Origin of the sequence: Streptomyces sp. NPDC015127, assembly GCF_043080095.1 — a bacterium.
Classification (GTDB): Bacteria; Actinomycetota; Actinomycetes; order Streptomycetales; family Streptomycetaceae; genus Streptomyces.
In genome coordinates this window covers 222,590-240,357 of sequence record NZ_JBIBVE010000012.1, presented here as the reverse complement: position 1 = coordinate 240,357, position 17,768 = coordinate 222,590, and the positions used below count along the sequence as shown (strand labels likewise).

15 protein-coding genes are annotated in these 17,768 nt (G+C 73.4%); 5 read left to right on the top strand and 10 right to left on the bottom strand.

What is annotated here, in order from left to right; translation table 11 throughout:
* Positions 1-41: 41 nt before the first annotated feature.
* Complete coding sequence (locus ACF08N_RS24580; RefSeq protein WP_392326903.1) at positions 42-488, bottom strand: hypothetical protein; 447 nt, start codon at positions 486-488, stop codon at positions 42-44.
* A gap of 173 nt (positions 489-661) precedes the next feature.
* On the opposite strand from ACF08N_RS24580, the gene ACF08N_RS24575 reads away from it, so the two are divergent.
* Complete coding sequence (locus ACF08N_RS24575) at positions 662-1,975, top strand: ABC transporter substrate-binding protein (protein WP_392326824.1); 1,314 nt, start codon at positions 662-664, stop codon at positions 1,973-1,975.
* Between the two features lie 50 nt (positions 1,976-2,025).
* Here the strand turns inward: ACF08N_RS24575 and ACF08N_RS24570 are convergent, their stop codons facing one another.
* Both ACF08N_RS24570 and ACF08N_RS24565 read right to left on the bottom strand, forming a co-directional pair.
* A complete protein-coding gene (locus ACF08N_RS24570) occupies positions 2,026-3,924 on the bottom strand; it encodes a hypothetical protein (protein ID WP_392326823.1) in 1,899 nt (632 codons plus the stop codon).
* Positions 3,925-4,093: 169 nt separating this feature from the next.
* Positions 4,094-5,476, bottom strand: coding sequence for a transcriptional regulator (locus tag ACF08N_RS24565; protein WP_392326822.1), 1,383 nt, complete (start codon positions 5,474-5,476; stop codon positions 4,094-4,096).
* Between the two features lie 305 nt (positions 5,477-5,781).
* On the opposite strand from ACF08N_RS24565, the gene ACF08N_RS24560 reads away from it, so the two are divergent.
* The 3 genes from ACF08N_RS24560 (at position 5,782) to ACF08N_RS24550 (ending at position 8,969) form a co-directional block, all read left to right on the top strand.
* Positions 5,782-6,447, top strand: coding sequence for a bifunctional DNA primase/polymerase (locus tag ACF08N_RS24560; RefSeq protein WP_392326821.1), 666 nt, complete (start codon positions 5,782-5,784; stop codon positions 6,445-6,447).
* 102 nt (positions 6,448-6,549) lie between these two features.
* Positions 6,550-7,380: an ABC transporter ATP-binding protein gene (locus ACF08N_RS24555; RefSeq protein ID WP_392326820.1), complete on the top strand. Its 831-nt coding sequence runs from the start codon at positions 6,550-6,552 to the stop codon at positions 7,378-7,380.
* Positions 7,377-8,969, top strand: coding sequence for a transporter (locus tag ACF08N_RS24550; protein WP_392326819.1), 1,593 nt, complete (start codon positions 7,377-7,379; stop codon positions 8,967-8,969). Before ACF08N_RS24555 ends, ACF08N_RS24550 begins: the two co-directional genes overlap by 4 nt.
* Positions 8,970-8,981: 12 nt before the next feature.
* Here ACF08N_RS24550 and ACF08N_RS24545 read toward each other — a convergent pair whose 3' ends face one another.
* From ACF08N_RS24545 to ACF08N_RS24535, 3 genes are all read right to left on the bottom strand, one after another.
* On the bottom strand, positions 8,982-9,734 hold the full coding sequence (locus ACF08N_RS24545) for a hypothetical protein (protein ID WP_392326818.1): 753 nt from the start codon (positions 9,732-9,734) through the stop codon (positions 8,982-8,984).
* 82 nt (positions 9,735-9,816) lie between these two features.
* On the bottom strand, positions 9,817-10,680 hold the full coding sequence (locus ACF08N_RS24540; protein ID WP_392326902.1) for an alpha/beta fold hydrolase: 864 nt from the start codon (positions 10,678-10,680) through the stop codon (positions 9,817-9,819).
* A gap of 523 nt (positions 10,681-11,203) precedes the next feature.
* Positions 11,204-11,896, bottom strand: a complete 693-nt coding sequence (locus tag ACF08N_RS24535; RefSeq protein ID WP_392326817.1) for a metal-dependent transcriptional regulator — start codon at positions 11,894-11,896, stop codon at positions 11,204-11,206.
* A gap of 205 nt (positions 11,897-12,101) precedes the next feature.
* Here ACF08N_RS24535 and ACF08N_RS24530 point away from each other — a divergent pair, with 205 nt between their 5' ends.
* Positions 12,102-12,857, top strand: coding sequence for an SIS domain-containing protein (locus tag ACF08N_RS24530; protein WP_392326816.1), 756 nt, complete (start codon positions 12,102-12,104; stop codon positions 12,855-12,857).
* Between the two features lie 500 nt (positions 12,858-13,357).
* Here the strand turns inward: ACF08N_RS24530 and ACF08N_RS24525 are convergent, their stop codons facing one another.
* The 4 genes from ACF08N_RS24525 to ACF08N_RS24510 form a co-directional block, all read right to left on the bottom strand.
* Positions 13,358-14,743, bottom strand: a complete 1,386-nt coding sequence (locus tag ACF08N_RS24525; RefSeq protein WP_392326815.1) for a PAS domain-containing protein — start codon at positions 14,741-14,743, stop codon at positions 13,358-13,360.
* Positions 14,744-15,130: 387 nt separating this feature from the next.
* Positions 15,131-15,964: an ABC transporter permease gene (locus tag ACF08N_RS24520; protein WP_392326814.1), complete on the bottom strand. Its 834-nt coding sequence runs from the start codon at positions 15,962-15,964 to the stop codon at positions 15,131-15,133.
* Positions 15,961-16,938 carry an ABC transporter ATP-binding protein gene (locus tag ACF08N_RS24515; protein WP_392326813.1) on the bottom strand — a complete coding sequence of 326 codons (978 nt, stop codon included), beginning with the start codon at positions 16,936-16,938 and terminating at the stop codon, positions 15,961-15,963. The genes ACF08N_RS24520 and ACF08N_RS24515 overlap by 4 nt, the downstream gene beginning before the upstream one ends.
* Positions 16,939-16,940: 2 nt before the next feature.
* A complete protein-coding gene (locus ACF08N_RS24510; RefSeq protein ID WP_392326812.1) occupies positions 16,941-17,738 on the bottom strand; it encodes an ABC transporter permease in 798 nt (265 codons plus the stop codon).
* Positions 17,739-17,768: the final 30 nt, after the last annotated feature.

The window sequence follows — 17,768 nt, the reverse complement described above, 5'->3', positions numbered from 1 at the left end:
TCCGTCAAGCGGACGTGGTCGTGTACAGCCGGCTCATCCGCTCACACCGACCGGGTCATGATCCGCAGCACGTCCAGCGAGCGCGGCGGCGCGTCCGGGTCCTCGCCGTCGTTCGACGCGAGGCGCACGTGTGCGTCGCGGGCGGCGCGCACGGCCTCGGGCCAGCCGTGGTGCTCCATGTACGCCGAGACCGGGGCGTCCGCGCCGACCTGGTGCATGATGCGCAGCACCCGCAGCACGGCGACGTCCACCAGGGCGGCCTCGCCCGAGTCGCGGAAGATCGTGCCGACGTACTTCTCGGCCGACCAGTTGTCCAGCCAGGTGTCCTCGACCAGGCGGTAGACGGCGTCCGTGACGTCGCCGTACCCCTCGAGCCCGGCCAGCCAGCACTCCTGATGGAAGACGGGATCGGAAAGCATGTGCAGCGCCGAGCGCACGTTGCTGCGCCAGCGCCACCAGGGCATGTCATTGAGCGGCATGCCGCCCATGGTGGAGGAGCGACGGGCGCGACGGGAAGGGTTGACCGAACCTTGCTGCACGCCTTCGATCGTACGTTCCCTTTTCGATCACCCGGACCCGCCCCTGTAATTCACCTTCCGGTCACCTTGCGTTGAACAACGCTCACTGTGCCGTTCCCCGGGGGAAGGAAACGTGCGGTGCCATGACCGGTTGGCGTCGTTCCCCCACCTCCCGCCCCTCCACGACCCGTCGCGCACGTGCCGCCTGCACCACGGCGGTGGCGGCAGGAGTGGCCCTCGTCACCGGCTGCGGCGTCCTCCCTGGAGAACCGGGGGGTTCCAGGGAGCCCGTCACCGTCATGACGTTCGCCCCGGAGGAGACCAAGGCCACCAACATGCCCGGCATGATGGCGATGGCCAAAGCGTACGAACGCTGGGCCGACGCACGCGGCGGCATCGACGGACACGACCTGCGCGTCATCACCTGCAACGAGCGGAACACCCCCCAGGGTGCGGCCCATTGCGCCCGGCGCGCCGTCAAGGAGGGCGCGGCGGCGGTCGTCGGCTCCTACAGCCAGTACGGCTCCTTCATGGCGCCCCTGGAGGCCGCCGGCATCCCCTTCATCGGCGGATACGGCCTGTCCGGCGAGGAGTTCACCAGCTACCTCTCCTACCCGGTCAACGGCGGCCAGCCCGCCCTGGTCGCCGGCAACGGCAGGCAGCTCGCCGACTACTGCGCCGGCGTCTCCCTCGTACGCCCGGACAGCATCAACGGCGACGACCTCGTCCAGCTGCTCAACTCGGGTCTGGAGGAAGGCAACCGGGACATCCCGTCGGCCGACATCCTCGCGCCCGACGACGCCACCGAGTACACCGAGCAGGCCACGCAGGCCCGCAGGCGCGCGACGCAGCCCACCTGGACGCAGACCGTCTCCTCCGGCACCCGGCCCGGCTGCGTGACCGCCGCGCTCGGCGACCGCACCGAGACCTTCTTCGACTCCTTCCGGCGCCTGCCCGAGGACGGCCGGCACATCCGCATCTCGTCCGTCATCGGCAGCGTCGGCCAGCCCCTCGTCGACCGCACCGGCGGCCGCAACGGCCCCTTCGAGGGCGCCTACATCACCGGCTGGTACCCGGACGCCAACGACGGACGCTGGGACGGCATGCGCGAGGTCGTCATGGACCACGCCTTCGGCGACGACCGGATCGACCCGGCCGACGCGGGCGTGCAGACCACCTGGATCGCGTACACGGTGCTGGAACGGGTGATCCGCGCGCTCGACAGCGACGCGATCACCCCGGGCCGCATCTCCCACGCCCTCGACCAGGGCCTGGAGGTGTCGACGGACGGTCTGACGCCGCCGCTGCGGTGGGGCTACGAGGACATGCTCGGCGCGCCGGGCTATCCGCGGATCGTCAACCGCAGCGTGACGTTCCAGGTCGTGCGGGACGGACGGCTGGTGGCCCAGGACAAGAAGTTCGTCGACGTGGGCAAGACGCTGATGGACGCGTCCTGAGCCGTGCCGCGGCGGGGCGGTGAACCGGATTCACCGCCCCTCTCCGGGCCTCACAGCTGTTCGCTGCGCCGCTCGGTCAGGCTGTACTTCCGGGCGATCGCGTTCCACAGCGGCGCGGCCTCGTTCTTCGCCTTCGTCGCCTCACCACTGGCCCGGTTGCCCTGGGCGGTCCGCGACGTGACGCGGGCCTTGCCGTCCTTGCACCCCTTCTTGGCCTTGACCTGCTGCGCCCAGGCCGCGTAATGGTCGTCGGCCGACGCCGACGCCTGCCAGGCCCTGGTCAGCGCGGAGGTCAGCGCGGCGTGGTTCGGGAGCTTGTCGACCGTCAGGCCGCCGAGGCGGGTCACCAGACTGCGCCGCTGGGCGGCCGCGCCCTTCAGGTCCGTGACGGCCTGGTCGAGGTTCTTGCAGACCTTGATGTTCTCGACCGAACGGATCACCGCGGCCCGGCTGTTGTTGCTGTCCGCAAGCAGCTTGTCGAGCTCCTTCGCCTGCGGCTCGGCGGGGTCGGCGGCCTGGGTGGACGCGCTCTGGCTCGGCGCGGGGGTACTGGCGGCGACGTTCGCGTCCGGCGCCGGGTCCTTCTCGTCGTCACCGCCCGACATCACGGCCCCGACACCGAGGCCGAGCACGGCGCAGCCGATCACGAGCGCGGCGACGACGGGCACGATGGACCGCCTTCCCCGCGCCACGGGCTCGTCGTCGTAACGGGGCCCGGACGGCTGCGCACCGCCCTGCCGGGCGTCGAACCGGGGCATGTGCTGGGTGGAGTCGGCGGGCTGCGCCCGGGGCGCGTCCGAACGGAACAGGCTGTCGAACTCGGCGGGCGGCTGCCGGTCCCCCGGCGCGCCGGGCCGGATGCCGAACGGCGCGGCGGTGGGGGCGGGCGGCACGGGAGCGATGTACTGCGTGGCCTCGGAGTCGCTCCCGCCGGCGCGGGCGGTCCCGAGGAACGTCGTCGATTCGGAGGGCATCTCGGGCGGCAGAGCCCCGGGCGGCGCGACGGAGCCGCCGCCGACGGGCTGGATGTACTGCGTGGCGTCGGCGTCCCCGACGGGGCCGCCCTGGCCGCCCTGGCCGCCCTGGCCGCCCTGGCCGCCCTGGCCGCCCTGGCCGCCCTGGGGCGGCAGCATCTGGGTCCGCTCCTCCTGCGAAGCGTCCTGCGGCGGCAACGGCTGCGACGTGATCCCGTGTTGCGCGAGCGGCACGGGCGCGGAGGACGCGGCAGGCCCCTGCGGGGCCGGGGCCCCGTAGCCGTTCGTCTGCCCCGGCACGGGAGCACCGGCCTGACCCGGTCCACCGGGGTATCCGTAGCCACCGGGCTGCCCCTGCTGCGCGGGAGCGGCCGGGTAGCCGTAGCCACCGGGCTGCGCCTGCGGGGCGGGAGCGCCGTAGCCGTTCGTCTGACCCTGCGCGGGAGCGCCGGCCTGACCCGGTCCACCGGGGTGACCGGCGCCACCGGCCTGCGGCGCGGGAGCGGCCGGGTAGCCGTAGCCCCCGGGCTGGCCCTGGGGCGCGGGCGCGCCGGGGTAGCCGTAACCCGGCTGTGGTGCCGAAGCACCCGGCGCGCCAGGCGAGTCGGGGGCCCCGTAGCCCTGCGGGCCCTGCGGGCCGGGCGCGGTCGGGTAGCCGTAACCCGGCTGTGGTGCCGAAGCACCCGGCGCGCCAGGGGAGTTGGGGGCCCCGTAGCCCTGCGGGCCGGGCGCGGGCGGGTGTCCGTAGCCCTGCGGTGCCGGAGCGCCGTAGCCGTCCGCCGCCGGAGGCGCCGGCGGCGGCGACTGCTGCGGCCCCCACGGCGCGCCCCACGGCTGACCGCCCGCAGGGGCCGCCTGTGCTCCCGGGGATCCGGGTATGAGGGGCTCGCTGCCGTCGGCGGGCAGCACGACGCCTTCGTGCGCGGGCCGCGCGGCCGGCAGCCGCTGCTCGTCACCCTGTCCGCTGTGCGTCACCGGGACTCCTACATGTGGACCTACGGAATCGTCGGTTCACGCTACCGGGTGCCCGGAGCGCTCCGCACACACGTGCCGGAGCAGTAACAATATGCGGACACAGGACGCTGTTCATGCCTGCCGCGGCATGGCAGAAAGCCCTTCCGCACACCCGGCCGCGGCCCGCTCCTCACGCCGCCCGCAGCTCCAGGCGCGCGGCCAGCTCCCGCACCGCCGGCTCGTCCGCGTACGGCTCCAGCCGCAGCTGGAGGTCGTCCAGATACTCCGCGCCCCGGCTCGAGCGCAGCGTGTCCAGCAGGTCGACCGCGCGCGTGGCCGTGTGGCAGGCCTGCTCCACCTCCCGCTGCTGCACCTGGGCCGACGCCAGCAGCACCAGTCCGATCGCGCGCCGCCGCGCGCGTGAGGCCGGGTGGCGGCAGAGCGCGTCCTCCGCGTGGCGGGCGGCCGCCCCCGCCTCGCCGAGGTCGCGGTGGCAGTGCGCCAGCTCGTCGGCGAGATACGCCTCGTCGAAGTGGGTGATCCACGCCGGGTCGTCGCCCGTGTCCGGCTCGGCCCGCTCCAGCGCCGCCACCGCCCTGGCGGCGGCCTCGTGGCAGGTGCGGGCGTCGCCGAGCAGGGCGTGCCCGCGGGCCTCGGCCGCGTGGAACATGGCCTCGACCCGTGGCGTGACCTGCCCGCGCGCCCCCTCCTGCGCGGCCCTGGCCAGCTGCGCGATCTCGCGCGGGTTGCCGAGCTCGGCGGCGAGGTGGCTCATGGACGCGGCGAGCACATAGCCGCCGTAGCCGCGGTCACCGGCGGCCTGCGCGAGCCGCAGGGCCTGGATGTAGTAGCGCTGGGCGAGCCCCGGCTGCCCGGTGTCCACGGCCATGTATCCGGCGAGCTCGGTCAGCCGGGCGACCGCCGCGAACAGCTCACGGCCGACCGCTTCCCGGTACGCGCCCGACAGCAGGCCGGAGACCACGCTGTTGAGGTAGTGGACGAGGACGGGCCGCACGTGTCCGCTGCCGAAGCGGTGGTCCAGCTCGGTCAGGGCCGCGGTCATGGCCCGTACCGCCTCGACGTCCGAGGCGCCGACGCGCGCCCCGGCCGTGCGCGCCACCTGGGCGTCCGCGCCGGTGATCAGCCAGTCGCGGCTCGGCTCGACGAGGGCGGAGGCGGCGACGGCCGAGCCGGACAGGAAGTCGCGGCGGCCCACGTCGGACCGCCACAGCTCGCAGACCTGCTCGATCGCGCCCACCACGGTCGGCGAGAACTGCAGGCCGACGCCGGTCGCCAGGTTCTTGCCGTTGGCCATGCCGATCTCGTCGATCGTGACCGTCCGCCCGAGCTTGCGGCCCAGCGCCTCGGCGATGATGCCGGGCGCCCGGCCGCGCGGCTGCTGGCCGCGCAGCCAGCGGGCCACCGACGTCTTGTCGTAGCGCAGGTCCAGGCCCCGTTCGGTGCCGACCATGTTGACGCGCCGTGCGAGGCCGGCGTTCGAGCACCCGGCTTCCTGGATGAGTGCCTGCAACCGTTCGTTCGGCTGTCGGGCGACGAGAGGCCTGGCTGCCATGAACTACCCCCTGGTGCCGCGATGATCAATGAGTTGATCACTGCCCGGCTGATATACGGAGAATGCAGAGTTGGTCGGGTTGGTTCCTTTTCGCCGTCGTGCGCTTCGCCGTCGTACGGGCCCCGTTCGATCCCGTCCCGTACGTGTCCCCGCTCTGGCTACCCGCCGCTGCGGGCTCGGCCCCCCGCGCGCCCCCGGCCGTGCATCCGTGCGCCCCGCATGCAGGATCGATGCTCCACCGGCCGCGGAGAGGGGCCCCGTAACCCGAGGTTGCGGCGGTAGTTGAGTGTGTCGTGGAAGAGACCATGTCAGTCAGTCAATCCGCACAGATCCCCCAGCAACGAGGCGAGCAGCTGCTGGACAACGCCGTGCGGTACGCGGAAGAGCGGCACTGGGACGTGTTCCCCGGCACCTGGCTGGAGGCCGTCGACGGAGCGGAGCGCTGCTCCTGCGGCGATGCCGACTGCCCGGCGCCCGGCGCCCACCCGGCCAGGCCGGACTGGGCGAACCAGGCGACGGGCAGCGCCACGGCCGCCAGGCGGCTGTGGGGCAAGCAGCCCAGGGCGTCGATCCTGCTGCCGACGGGCCGTACCTTCGACGCCCTCGACGTTCCGGAGTCGGCCGGGTTCCTGGCGCTGGCCCGGCTGGAGCGGATGGACCTTCCCCTCGGCCCGGTGACCTGCACCCCCGACCGCCGCATGCTCTTCTTCGTACTCCCGGGCGCGTCCGTGAAGGTCCCCGACCTGATCCGCAAGCTCGGCTGGGCACCCGCCTCCCTCGATCTCGTCGCCCGCGGCGAGGGCCACTACGTGGCCGCGCCGCCGACCCGCATCGGCGGCCGGGGCGCGGTGCAGTGGGCGCGCCGCCCCACCCCCGCGAACCGGTGGCTGCCGGACGCGGACGAGCTGATCAGCCCGCTCGCCTACGCCTGCGGCAGGGAGGCCGCCGCGGCACGATCCCGGCAACGCTGACCAGCGAATACTGCCTGGATCACCCGTGCGCCCCAGGGAGGCTCGTCCGTAGGCTGGTGTCCGTACCAACGGGGAACACGGGGACACCGAAAGGCAGTGACCATGCCGGAGCAGGCAGTTGACGACAGTGGTCGTGCGGGCGTGGGCGGCGGGGCGCCCGCGGCGCCGCCCGCCGTCCAGGTGGAAGGTCTGTGGAAACGGTTCGGCGACCACATCGCCGTCCAGGGGATCGATCTGACGCTTCCGGCGGGCAGGTTCATCGGCCTGGTCGGCCCGAACGGCGCCGGCAAGACGACCACGCTCTCCATGGTCACCGGACTGCTCCGGCCCGACCAGGGCCGCGTGCAGGTCGGCGGCCACGACGTGTGGCGCGACCCGGTCGAGGTGAAGGCCCGTATCGGCGTCCTGCCGGAGGGCCTGCGCCTGTTCGAGCGCCTGTCGGGCCGTGAACTGCTGGCGTACAACGGCCGGCTGCGCGGCCTGCCCGGCGACGAGGTCGACAAGCGCGCGGCGCAGCTGCTCGACGTCCTGGACCTCGCCGGGGCGCAGCACAAGCTCGTCGTCGACTACTCGACCGGTATGCGCAAGAAGATCGGGCTCGCGGCCGCGCTGCTGCACAACCCCGAAGTCCTCTTCCTGGACGAGCCGTTCGAGGGCGTCGACCCGGTGTCCGCGCAGACGATCCGGGGCGTGCTGGAGCGCTACACCGCCTCGGGCGCCACCGTCGTCTTCTCCAGCCACGTGATGGAGCTCGTGGAGTCGCTGTGCGACTGGGTCGCGGTGATGGCCGCGGGCCGTATCCGCGCCCAGGGGCCGCTCGCCGAGGTGCGGGGCAAGGCGCCGACGCTGCAGAGCGCCTTCCTGGAACTCGTGGGCGCCCGGGACCGGGACACCGGGGACTCGCTGGACTGGCTCGGCGGCGGTGCGCGTTGAGCACCGCACCGCTGACCCGTGTCTTCGTCGGACTGAAACTGTCGCTGCTCCGCAACGGGCTGCGCCAGTCGTCCGGCCGCAGGGCCGCGTACATCGTCTCGCTCGTGTGCGTCCTGCTGTTCGCGGCCGCGCAGCTCGCGGGGCTCGTCCTGCTCCGCGGCGAGGCCCACGCCGCCTCGCTCGTCGTGCTGCTCGCGGGGGTGCTGGCGCTCGGCTGGGCCGTGATGCCGCTGTTCTTCCCCAGCGGCGACGAGACGCTGGACCCGACCCGGCTGGTGATGCTGCCGCTACGGCCCAGGCCCCTGGTGACGGCCCTGCTGGGGGCGTCGGTGGTGGGCATCGGGCCGCTGTTCACGCTGTGCCTGGCGGTCGGTTCGGCGATCGCGCTCGCGCACGGGGCGGGCGCTGTCCTGGTGTCGGTGCTCGCCGTGCCGCTGACGCTGCTCGTGTGCGTGGCGCTGGCGCGGGCGGTCGCCGCCGCCAACATCCGGCTGCTGACCTCGCGCAAGGGCCGCGACCTGGCGGTGCTCAGCGGCCTGGTGATCGCGGTGGGCTTCCAGCTCGTGAACTTCGGCGCGCAGCGCATCGGCAAGGCGGGCGGACTGGCCACGCTGGACCCGGTGGCCGATGTCGTGCGCTGGGTGCCGCCCGCGTCCGCGCTCGGCGCGGTCGGCTCGGCCGGCGAGGGCGCCTACGGGACCGCCCTGGCCCAACTGGCGCTCGCCGCCCTGGCCCTGGCCGCCCTGCTGTGGTGGTGGCGGAGCAGCCTGACGAAGCTGATGACGGCCCCCGACGGCTCGACTCTGGCGGCGGCCTCCGAGCCGTCCCGCAAGGGGACGTCGACGGGTCTGCACCGGCTGCTGCCCCAGGGACGTACGGGCACGGTGATGCAGCGCAGCCTGCGCTACGTGTGGCGGGACCCGAAGACCAAGGCGGCGTGGGTGACCTCACTGGCCGTCGGACTGATCGTGCCGGTCTTCAACGCCCTGCAGGGCACCGGCTCGATCTATCTCGTGTGCTTCGCGGCGAGCATGCTCGGCCTGCTGATGTACAACCAGTTCGGCCAGGACACGTCGGCCTTCTGGATGGTCGCGCTGACGATCTCCTCCGCGCGGGACGCGTACGCCGAACTGCGGGCCCGGGCCCTGGCGTTGCTCCTGATCACCGTGCCGTACATGACGCTGGTGGCCGCGGTCACTGTGGGCGTGCTCGGCAGGTGGGAGGACCTGCCGGAGACGCTGGGCCTGTCGTTCGCGCTGCTGGGCGCGATGCTGGCGACGGGCGCGGTGGCGTCGGCGCACTTCCCGTACTCGATCCCGCAGGACAGCGCGTACAAGAACGTCGCGCCGGGGCAGGGCGGTATCGCCTGGATCTCCATCTTCGGCGGCATGCTCTTCTCGGCGCTCCTGTGCACACCGTTGCTGGCGCTGACGATCTGGCTGCACGTCGCGCAGGCGGCCGCGCTGTGGCTGCTGCTGCCCTTGGGCACGGCGTACGGAGCGCTGCTCCTGTGGGCGGGCCTGCGCCTGGCCGCGCCCCGTACCGCGGACCGGCTGCCGGAGATCCTCACGGCGGTGAGCAAGGGCTGAGGGCAAGGGCGGTCACGCCTGCGGCAGGCCCGCGTCGCAGAAGACGCACACGAAGTCGCCCTCGCGCACCACGTTGAGCTCGGCGCTGGCGCCGCAGTGGCGGAAGACGACCTCGTGCGTGAACCCCCCACCGGGCCGGACCAGTCCGGCCCGGTCGAGGGCGCCCGCGACCGCGGGCCACGAGTCGGGGTCGGGGCAGTAGCCGGTGGACTGGCTGCTGACGTAACCGGCCTGCCAGCGGCCGCCGTCGGTCCGGCGGAAGCCGACCTCCCCGGCACCGGCGACGGCGGCACGTCCGGCACAGGCGACGTGCTCGCTGCGGCGGGGCGCGAGCCGCAGCAAGCCGTCGGCGTCCACGACGTACGTGAACGGCTCGGCCAGGTCGCCGGGCGCCTGCGCCTCGGCCCAGGCCGCGAAGTCGGCGGGCGTACGGATCACCCGGCCGGCCGGGGCGTCCTCGGCGGCGCGCCGGATGTCCGCAGGGCCCACGTAGCCGAAGAGGCGGGGGCCGTGGGTCGCGACGACGCTCCGGAGACGCAGCCGGGCCACTCCGTCGCCCGAGAGCCGCACCTTCGCGCTGTGCGGCGGGTGCACGAGGTCGACGTGTCGCCCGTACCGGTCGATCCGGTCGAGCCGCAGCCGCCCCCCGTCGTACCGCTGTCCAGGCCGGGCCGTGCCGCCCACGCACCGCACGACGCACTCGGCGGTGCGCGCGTCGACCGGCTCCACGGTGTGGATCTGCAACGCGCCGTACCCGTCCGCCATATGCCTCAGTCCTCCGCCTCTTCGGCTCCGGCGGACCCGGGCAGCGACGCACCCTGTGCGACCGCCACGGGACGCGGTGCTGTCATGGTGTCAGGACTCCGTCCAGGAAGGGCTCGATCGCCGCCCGCCAGCCGTCCGGGTGGTCGTAGTGGACGAGGTGGCCCGCGTCGGCCACCTCCCCGTACTGCCCGAGGGGCAGCACGCGGACCATCTCCTGGGCCTCCGCGCGGCCCAACTCCCCGTCGAGTCCGCGCACCACCAGCGTCGGGCAGCGGACCTGGGCCAGCTCCTCCCAGTGCGCGTCGAGGACCCACGTCTCACGGGACGTCAGCATCTGGCGGCGGGAGAACACCGGGCGCCAGCCGTCCGCCCGCTCGGCCATCACCTCGGCGAAGAACTCGCCCCGCGCCGGATTCGGACGCTCCACCCAGGGGTCGTCCTCACCGAACCACTTGCGCACATCGGCCAGCGTCGCGAACGGCACCGGCCAGGAGCGGAACCAGCCCTCCCACTCGCGCTGGCTCGCCACCCCGAGCGCCGACGCGCGCATGTCGCAGATGACCAGCGCGCGCACGAGGTCCGGGCGCCGGGCCGCCAACTGCCAGGCCGTGAGCGCTCCCATGGAATGGCCGATCAAGGTCACCGGGGCCAGCGCCAGCTGCTCGACCGCCGCCTCCGCGTCCGCCACGTATGCCGCGCGGGTGAACGGGCCGTCGACCGGCTTCTCGCTGCGGCCGTGGCCGCGCTGGTCGAGGGCGACCGCGCGATGCCGCTCGGCGAGCCACCGCGCGGTGGGTGCCCAGTGCGAGGCACGGCCCATCAGCCCGTGGAGCAGTAAGACGCCCGGCGCACTCTCGTGCTCCCCGCGCCCCTTCGGCGGATCCGCGAACTCCCAGGCAGCCAGGCGCACACCGCCGGCTCCGGTCACATCGATGCGCCGCACCATCTGTCCTGGCACCCCCTGTCTCCCCCGGATCGAGTGGCTCGTGTCGAGATGACGCCAGACTATCGAACCTGTATTCGAAAACGCGGCTCTGGCGCGCAACACCCCTCGTTCGAGTGACCCGGCCCAGGGATTGGACGGCGCTGCCGAGGGGAGATTTCCTGCGGGAGGCGGGCCGCTCGGGGAAAACGGTCCGAGGGGATTGACCCTGGGAGCTCGGGGCTCCGGGTCAGCACCGGGGAGGACAGGTCCCGGCGCCCTCGGGCGTCGGGACCCCTCCATGTCAGGACGCGCAGGACATGCGGGACGTACGGCAGGCGGCGCATCACCCTGGCTCCCCTCCCCGGGCCGTGGTCATATGCCTCGGCTTCAGAGTGGCACGCGATTCGCCCGGCCGCTGCCATTCCGGACGGAAAACGGTTTCGCCACCACGGAAGCCCGGCGCGGACACACGTCGGGCGGCCCCGGAGCACCCTGGCTCCGGGACCGCCCGACACCGCTCACCGCCCGGCCACCCGGGCGTCTGTCAGCGCTTCGCCACGAAGACGTGCGAGGCGATCTCCGCCTCCAGCTCCGCCGCCTCCCCGCTGCTGCCCACCAGCACACCGCCCGGCGACTCGGTCACGCTCACCACCGAACCGGGCTGCACGCCCGCCCTGCGCAGCGTGTACATCAGCTGCGCGTCCGTCTGGATCGGCTCACCGATCCGCCGCACGACCACCGTCTTGCCGTCCGTGCCCGGGTCGAGCTCGGCCAGCGAGACCATGCTGTCGTCCAGGAACGGGTCGGCCTCCGCCTTCTCGCCCAGCTCCTCCAGGCCCGGGATCGGATTCCCGTACGGCGACTCGGTCGGGTGGCGCAGCAGCTCCAGCACCCGCCGCTCCACCGCCTCGCTCATCACGTGCTCCCAGCGGCACGCTTCGGCGTGGACCTGCTCCCACTCCAGGCCGATCACGTCGACGAGCAGACACTCCGCGAGCCGGTGCTTGCGCATCACCCGCGTCGCCAGCTGCCTGCCCTCGCCGGTCAGCTCCAGGTGCCGGTCACCCGCCACCGTCACCAGACCGTCCCGCTCCATGCGGGCCACGGTCTGGCTGACCGTCGGACCGCTCTGGTCCAGCCGCTCCGCGATACGGGCCCGCATGGGCACCACGCCTTCCTCTTCGAGCTCGAGGATGGTGCGGAGATACATCTCCGTCGTGTCGATCAGTCCGGACATACGTGCCCCTCGAAGAAATCGTGCGCTGCGGCCCCGGCTCAATTCTTACGCATCCCACCGACAACCGGTGTCGCGGCGGGCGAAGCCCGTATTGACAGCGCAATGGTCCAGACCGCAACGTGATCGGCGGCACGGATGTTCCCGGGCCGTCACGCACTCGTACCGTTCCTCTACCCACCTCGTACGTTCCGGAAAGGGCTCGGCGATGAGCGAGAGCAAGTTGGCCGGTCAGTTCTTCGACGCCGCGATCGGTCTGCTGCGGCGCGCACGGGACGAGGAGTCCGCCAACATCGCGTCCGCCGGGTCGGCCCTCGCCGACGCCGTCGCCGCGGGCGGCCGGCTGTTCGCGTTCGGCGCGGGCCACTCCTCCCTCGCCGCCCAGGACGTCGTCTACCGCGCGGGCGGCCTGGCCCTGATGAACCTGCTGGCCGTGCCCGGCGTCGTCGGCGTCGACGTCATGCCCGCCACGCTCGGATCCGCGCTGGAGCGCGTCGACGGCCTCGCCGCGGCGGTCCTCGACACCAGCCCCGCCACGGCCGGCGACGTCCTCGTGATCGTCTCCCTGTCCGGGCGCAACGCCCTGCCCGTCGAGATGGCGATGAACGCCCGCGCACTCGGGCTGACGGTCATCGGCGTGACGTCCGTCGCGTACGCGGAGGAGACCACGTCGCGGCACGTCTCCGGGACATTCCTCAAGGACCACTGCGACATCGTCATCGACTCCAAGATCGCGGTCGGCGACGCGGAACTGACGCACGAGGGCATCGAGGCGCCGTTCGCGCCGGCATCGACGGTCGTGACGAGCGCGCTGATGCAGGCCATGATGGCCGCCGCCGCGGAACACCTCGCCGCCCGCGGCATCGAACCCCCGCTGTTGCGCTCGGGGAACGTGGACGGCGGCCACGAGTGGAACGGCCGTGTGATGGCGGAGTACCGCGACCGGATCTTCTTCCGCCACTGAGGGGACGTGGTCGGCGGGGGCGCGCGCCCGCACCCGGGCGCTTGAGCCGCCGCCCGCGGGGCCCGCACGCGGTGGAACCGCCGCGCGGCTGAGGGCCGGGGCGGCCGCCGGTGCCCGGGCCGGCAGCGGGCCGAGGGCCGGCCGGTCGCTGGCGCGTCGGCGCCCGGCCGCGCGGGCAGGGGAAGCCGGTACAGGAGGACGCACGGGGGCCGCGGCAGACGATCGGCCGCGGGCCGAGGGCCGGCCGCGCGGCGGCGCGGGCCCACCGGGCGCCCGCCGGCCGCCGCAGGAGCCGGCGTACACCGTGCCGTGCCGCGCCCCGTCAGCGCGGCGCGTGCGTACCGGCGCGCGGCCGCGCGGGCGTCGGGTCCAACCTCGCAGTCGGGCGCGCGAGCGCCTGGCGCAGGGGCATGGCGTCGGCCGCGAGGCAGCCGGCCCGTAGGAGGGGCCATCGCGGACCGCGGCAGACGGTTGCGGGCGGACACACGCCCCGGCGCGCGTCAGCGCGGGGTGTCGCCCTGTTCCGACACTCGGGCCAGGTCCAGTGAGGTCGCCACCAGGGCCGCCAGGCTCTCCGCATAGACCGCGTCCGGGCGCTCGAACGCCGGGCGGCTCGCGGTGCGCAGGAACGTCAGGGCACCCACCGTCCTGCCCCGGCTCCGCAATGACGTGCACAGCGCGTGCGCCGCGTCCCTGGGCCACTGGCGGCGCTCCGCCCACTCCCCCGGCGACGATTCCGTACCCGCGCTCGCCCGCACCGACCCCGAGCGCTCGATCGCCTGGAACACCGGATGCCCCGGCTCGTACCGCACCGGGATCCCGCCGCCCCCCGTCTGCGCCGAAGGGCCCGACGTGCCCGACGGCGAGACCGCCGCCCGCACCAGACGCTGCCCCTCGTCCTCCGCCAGGTCGAGCAGCGCGTGGTCGGCGAAACCGGCGAGCGCGAAGTCCAGCAGTACGGCCGCGGCCTCCAGCGGGTCCTCGCACTCCGCGGCCGCCCGGCCCGCCCGGTGCAACTGCCCCGACCGGAACCGCAGCCGGTCCGCGTCCTGCTCCGCCAGCTTCACGTCCGTCACGTCGTGGAAGACCCAGCCCACCCCGAGCGGCACCGGCTCCTCCGCGAGCGGCGAGGCCAGCCGCAGGAACCCGCTGCGCCAGCAGCGCCTGCGCTCACCCTCCGGCGTCGGGACGCTCACCCACAGGTCCACGAGCCCGCGCGGGGCGCCCTCCGCCAGCACGTGGTGGAGCGCGCCCTCCAGCTCCTCGACGCCCTGGGAGATCAGCTCCCCGAGCGGGCGGCCCAGCACGGTCGACCGGCCGGCGCCCAGGACCCTCGCCGCCTCGCCGTTGACCACGGCCGGACGCAGATCCACGTCCACCAGGACGACACCCCAGGACGCGTCGTCGAAGAGCGCCTCGCTCAGCGCGATGGAGCGCTCCAGATCGATCTGGGCGTGGACCTCGCTGAAGGCGCAGTACACCCCGGCCGGTTCGCCGTCGGCGCCGAGCACCCGCGCGGACTGGATGCGCACCAGCACCCGGCCCCCGTCCTTGCGCAGCAGCGCGAACTCGTGCACCTGCCGCCCCGGCGCGCCCATCGCGGCCATCAGCCGTTCCTGCACCTCGCCCGCGTCGGCCCTGCGCACCGCCCACCCGGCGAATCCGCGCCGCCCCACGGCCTCCTCGGCGCTCCAGCCCAGAATGCGCTCGGCCTCGCGGTTCCAGTGCGTGACGGTCCCCTCGGCGTCGAACGCGCACAACGCGGCGTCCATCCCGTCGAGCAGCGCCGCGAGCAGGTCCGCATCGGGCGGCCCGGAGCCCCCGTCCCCGGGCTCCGGCTCCCCGGACCCGAGCGCGTCGGTGATCTCACTCCTGGAAGCACTCATCCCGGGACCCCCTGCAGGACGTGTCCACGTGTGCTGACGCACCTAAGCCCATTCAACTTCAACGTGACCCAGGACACACACGGTTCCCGGAAATCGTCCGCGGGCCGGAGAAAGTGGGTCTCCAAATTCACTTGAACCGTGCCGCAACGCTTCTTAGGGTGTGGGCACACGCGAAAGGAGGTGATCCGAAAACATGATTTATTTTCGGACTCGTGAGGTGACTGCGGGCTAACGGCCTGCCGTCGCACTCTGTGCACCTCGGCAGGTCGTCTGCCGAAACCCAAGCAGTCACCCGACCCGTGGGCCGCCGGTAAGTCCGGCCGGCTCCCTCCGTCCGGACGGAGGGACCAAGGCCCACGGGTCGTCTGCGTTCCCGGGCCGGGGCAATCACGCCAGGCTCAGGCGGCCCGTGCGGCGGGCGCGGGACTCGCCTGCGCGGAGGATCAGCGCCGCCGCTCCCAGCAGCAGCGCGCTCAGGGCGGCGAGGGCGGCGAGGGACGGGGCCAGGTCCGTTGCCGTGCGGGACTCCAGGAGGGCGCCGCGGACCGCGAGCAGGCTGCCGGTGAGGGGGAAGACGGCGCCCACGGCCTGGACCGCGGTCGGGAGCGCGAACGGGGGGAGGCGCACCCCGGAGACGAACCAGAGCGGTTCGTCGAGGATCGTGTAGAGGAACGCCGAGTCCCGCGAGAAGACCAGCAGGCTGTTGAGGAACGCCCCCCACGCCACCGCCGGGACGAGCAGCGCCAGGACGACCACCCCGTACATCCACCACGCGGACACGGAGAGCGTGCCGAAGCCGGTGAGGGCGGCGACCGTGAAGCAGGTGAGCAGCCAGGCGTTCTGGAGCAGGGCGCCCGCGCCGTTGGCGATCATCAGGGTGAGGCGGCCGGCCGGGGAGAGGAAGAGCAGTTCGAGCGTGCCGGTGGTGCGTTCGAAGGAGAAGTGCCAGGCGGACTGGACGAGCGAGAAGAAGAACGCGTACGCGAGGGTGCCGGTGGCCAGGAAGGCGAGGAGGCGTTCGGGGTCGGCGGCGAGGGGCCAGTTGGCCGCCGCGCGGGACGTGGTCGCGACGGGGCGCAGCGTGTAGTAGGTGGTGGCGAGCTGGAGGACGGGCCACACCAGCATGGAGAAGACGACGAGCGGCTGCCCGAAGAGCCGGCGGTGCTGCTTGAGCGTCTCGGCGGCGAAGATCCACAGGGCGTGTCGGAGTGCGCGCTTCATACGGGTGCCGCCTCGGGGGTGCGGTCGGCGAGGGTGAGGATGGCGTCCTCCAGGCTGGCTTCGGCGATGGTGAGTCCGCCGATGGAGCCGCCGGCTTCGACGAGGGCGGCGGCGAGCGGGCCGGCGATGTCGTCGGGGTGGCGCAGGGTGATCAGCTGGCTGCCGTCGGGGAGGGTTTCGCGGGTGGCGCCGAAGGCGTCGGCGGCTGCGCCGACGCGCTCGCCGGGATTGGTGACGGTGATGCGTACGGTGCGGTGGCTGCCGGTGGCGGCTTTGAGTTCGGCGGGGCTGCCCTCGGCGAGGTGGCGGCCGCCGGAGATGACGTGGACGTGGGCGCAGAGCTCCTCGACCTCGGCGAGGTAGTGGGAGGTGAGGAGGACGCCGGTGCCGTCGGCGGCGAGGTCGGCGACGACGCGGCGCAGGTCGCGGGCGATGGGGGCGTCGAGGCCGAGGGTGGGTTCGTCGAGGAGGAGGTAGTCGGGTTCGTTGATGAGTCCGCGGGCGATGGCGAGGCGCTGGGTCATGCCGCGGGAGTAGCGCTCGACCATGGTGTCGGCCGCGTCGGTGAGGCCGACGAGGGCGAGGAGTTCGTGGATGCGGCGGCGCAGTGCGGGGCCCGGTACGTCGTAGAGGCGGCCGAAGTACCAGAGGTTCTCGCGGCCGGTCATGCGGGTGTAGACCATGCGTTCGCCGCCGGCGATGAGGTTGATGCGGCGGCGTACGGCGCGGGCGTCGGTGACGGTGTCGAGTCCGTCGACGGTGACGGTGCCGGAGGTGGGGCGCAGCAGGGTGGCGATGGTCTTGATGGTGGTGGTCTTGCCGGCGCCGTTGAGGCCGAGGAGTCCGGTGACGCGCCCGCGCGGGATGTCGAGGTCGAGCCCGTCGACGGCGGTCTTGGTGGTGCGGGGTCCGAAGAGTCCCTTGTCGCGTACGGGGAATTCCTTGCGCAGTGCGCGGACGGCTATGCCCTGCATGGTCAGTGGGTCCTTTCGACGGCGCGGGCCTCGGCGTGCGGCAGGTATGTCAGGCCGAGGGCGAGGTAGGCGGCGGTGAGGGCGGCGCTGAGCGCGAGGCGGGGGGCGAGTTCGGTGAGGGTGTGGCCGCCGGCGAGGGATCCGTGCAGGACGTCCATGGCGGCGGTGGTGGGGAGGGTCTCGGCGAGCCACTGGGCGGGGGCGGGCAGGTAGTCGCGGGGGAAGGTGAAGCCGCAGAGCAGGCCGAGCACGATGAAGACGGTGTTCTGGGAGATGTGGGCCTCGCCCGCGGCGATCATGAGGCCGCCGAGTCCGACGCTCAGGGCGAAGACGGCGCTGACGAGGGCGAGGGCGCCGGCGAGGGCGCCGAGAGGTGAGGCGACGGGCACGGTGATGCCGAGGATCGCGAAAAGGGCGCCGAGGGTGAGGAATTCGACGAGGCTGCTGAGCACGGCGAAGGCGGTGAGGCCCAGCAGGTAGGGCAGGCGTCCCGCGGGGGCGATGAGCAGGGCGGCGAGGGTGCCCTGGCGTTGTTCGGTGATGAGGGCCTTGGCGGACCAGAGGATGAGGCGGACGGTGAACTGGAAGGCGGTCGCGCCGACAGCGATGTAGGCGAGGTAGGTGTCGGCGCCGGTGCCGGCGTCGTCGCTCACGGTGCCGCCGCCGATGGCGTGGAAGGCGAGGTACGCGAGCGAGATGGTGAGCGCGGCGGGCATGACGGTGCCGACGGCGTAGCTCCATGGATAGGCGCGTCTGGTCATCTGCCAGGTGCGCCATGCGGTGGCCCGTGCGATGGGCACTTTCCCTCCCCCTGGGTTCGGCCGGTGCTG

Excerpts from the sequence above, each read along its gene's own strand:
- ACF08N_RS24520 (WP_392326814.1), bottom strand. The coding sequence starts at position 15,964 with ATGAAGCGCGCACTCCGACACGCCCTGTGGATCTTCGCCGCCGAGACG.
- ACF08N_RS24565 (WP_392326822.1), bottom strand. The coding sequence starts at position 5,476 with ATGGCAGCCAGGCCTCTCGTCGCCCGACAGCCGAACGAACGGTTGCAG.
- ACF08N_RS24525 (WP_392326815.1), bottom strand. The coding sequence starts at position 14,743 with ATGAGTGCTTCCAGGAGTGAGATCACCGACGCGCTCGGGTCCGGGGAG.
- ACF08N_RS24540 (WP_392326902.1), bottom strand. The coding sequence starts at position 10,680 with ATGGTGCGGCGCATCGATGTGACCGGAGCCGGCGGTGTGCGCCTGGCT.
- ACF08N_RS24545 (WP_392326818.1), bottom strand. The coding sequence starts at position 9,734 with ATGGCGGACGGGTACGGCGCGTTGCAGATCCACACCGTGGAGCCGGTC.
- ACF08N_RS24530 (WP_392326816.1), top strand. The coding sequence starts at position 12,102 with ATGAGCGAGAGCAAGTTGGCCGGTCAGTTCTTCGACGCCGCGATCGGT.
- ACF08N_RS24580 (WP_392326903.1), bottom strand. The coding sequence starts at position 488 with ATGGGCGGCATGCCGCTCAATGACATGCCCTGGTGGCGCTGGCGCAGC.
- ACF08N_RS24535 (WP_392326817.1), bottom strand. The coding sequence starts at position 11,896 with ATGTCCGGACTGATCGACACGACGGAGATGTATCTCCGCACCATCCTC.
- ACF08N_RS24575 (WP_392326824.1), top strand. The coding sequence starts at position 662 with ATGACCGGTTGGCGTCGTTCCCCCACCTCCCGCCCCTCCACGACCCGT.
- ACF08N_RS24515 (WP_392326813.1), bottom strand. The coding sequence starts at position 16,938 with ATGCAGGGCATAGCCGTCCGCGCACTGCGCAAGGAATTCCCCGTACGC.
- ACF08N_RS24560 (WP_392326821.1), top strand. The coding sequence starts at position 5,782 with ATGTCAGTCAGTCAATCCGCACAGATCCCCCAGCAACGAGGCGAGCAG.
- ACF08N_RS24555 (WP_392326820.1), top strand. The coding sequence starts at position 6,550 with ATGCCGGAGCAGGCAGTTGACGACAGTGGTCGTGCGGGCGTGGGCGGC.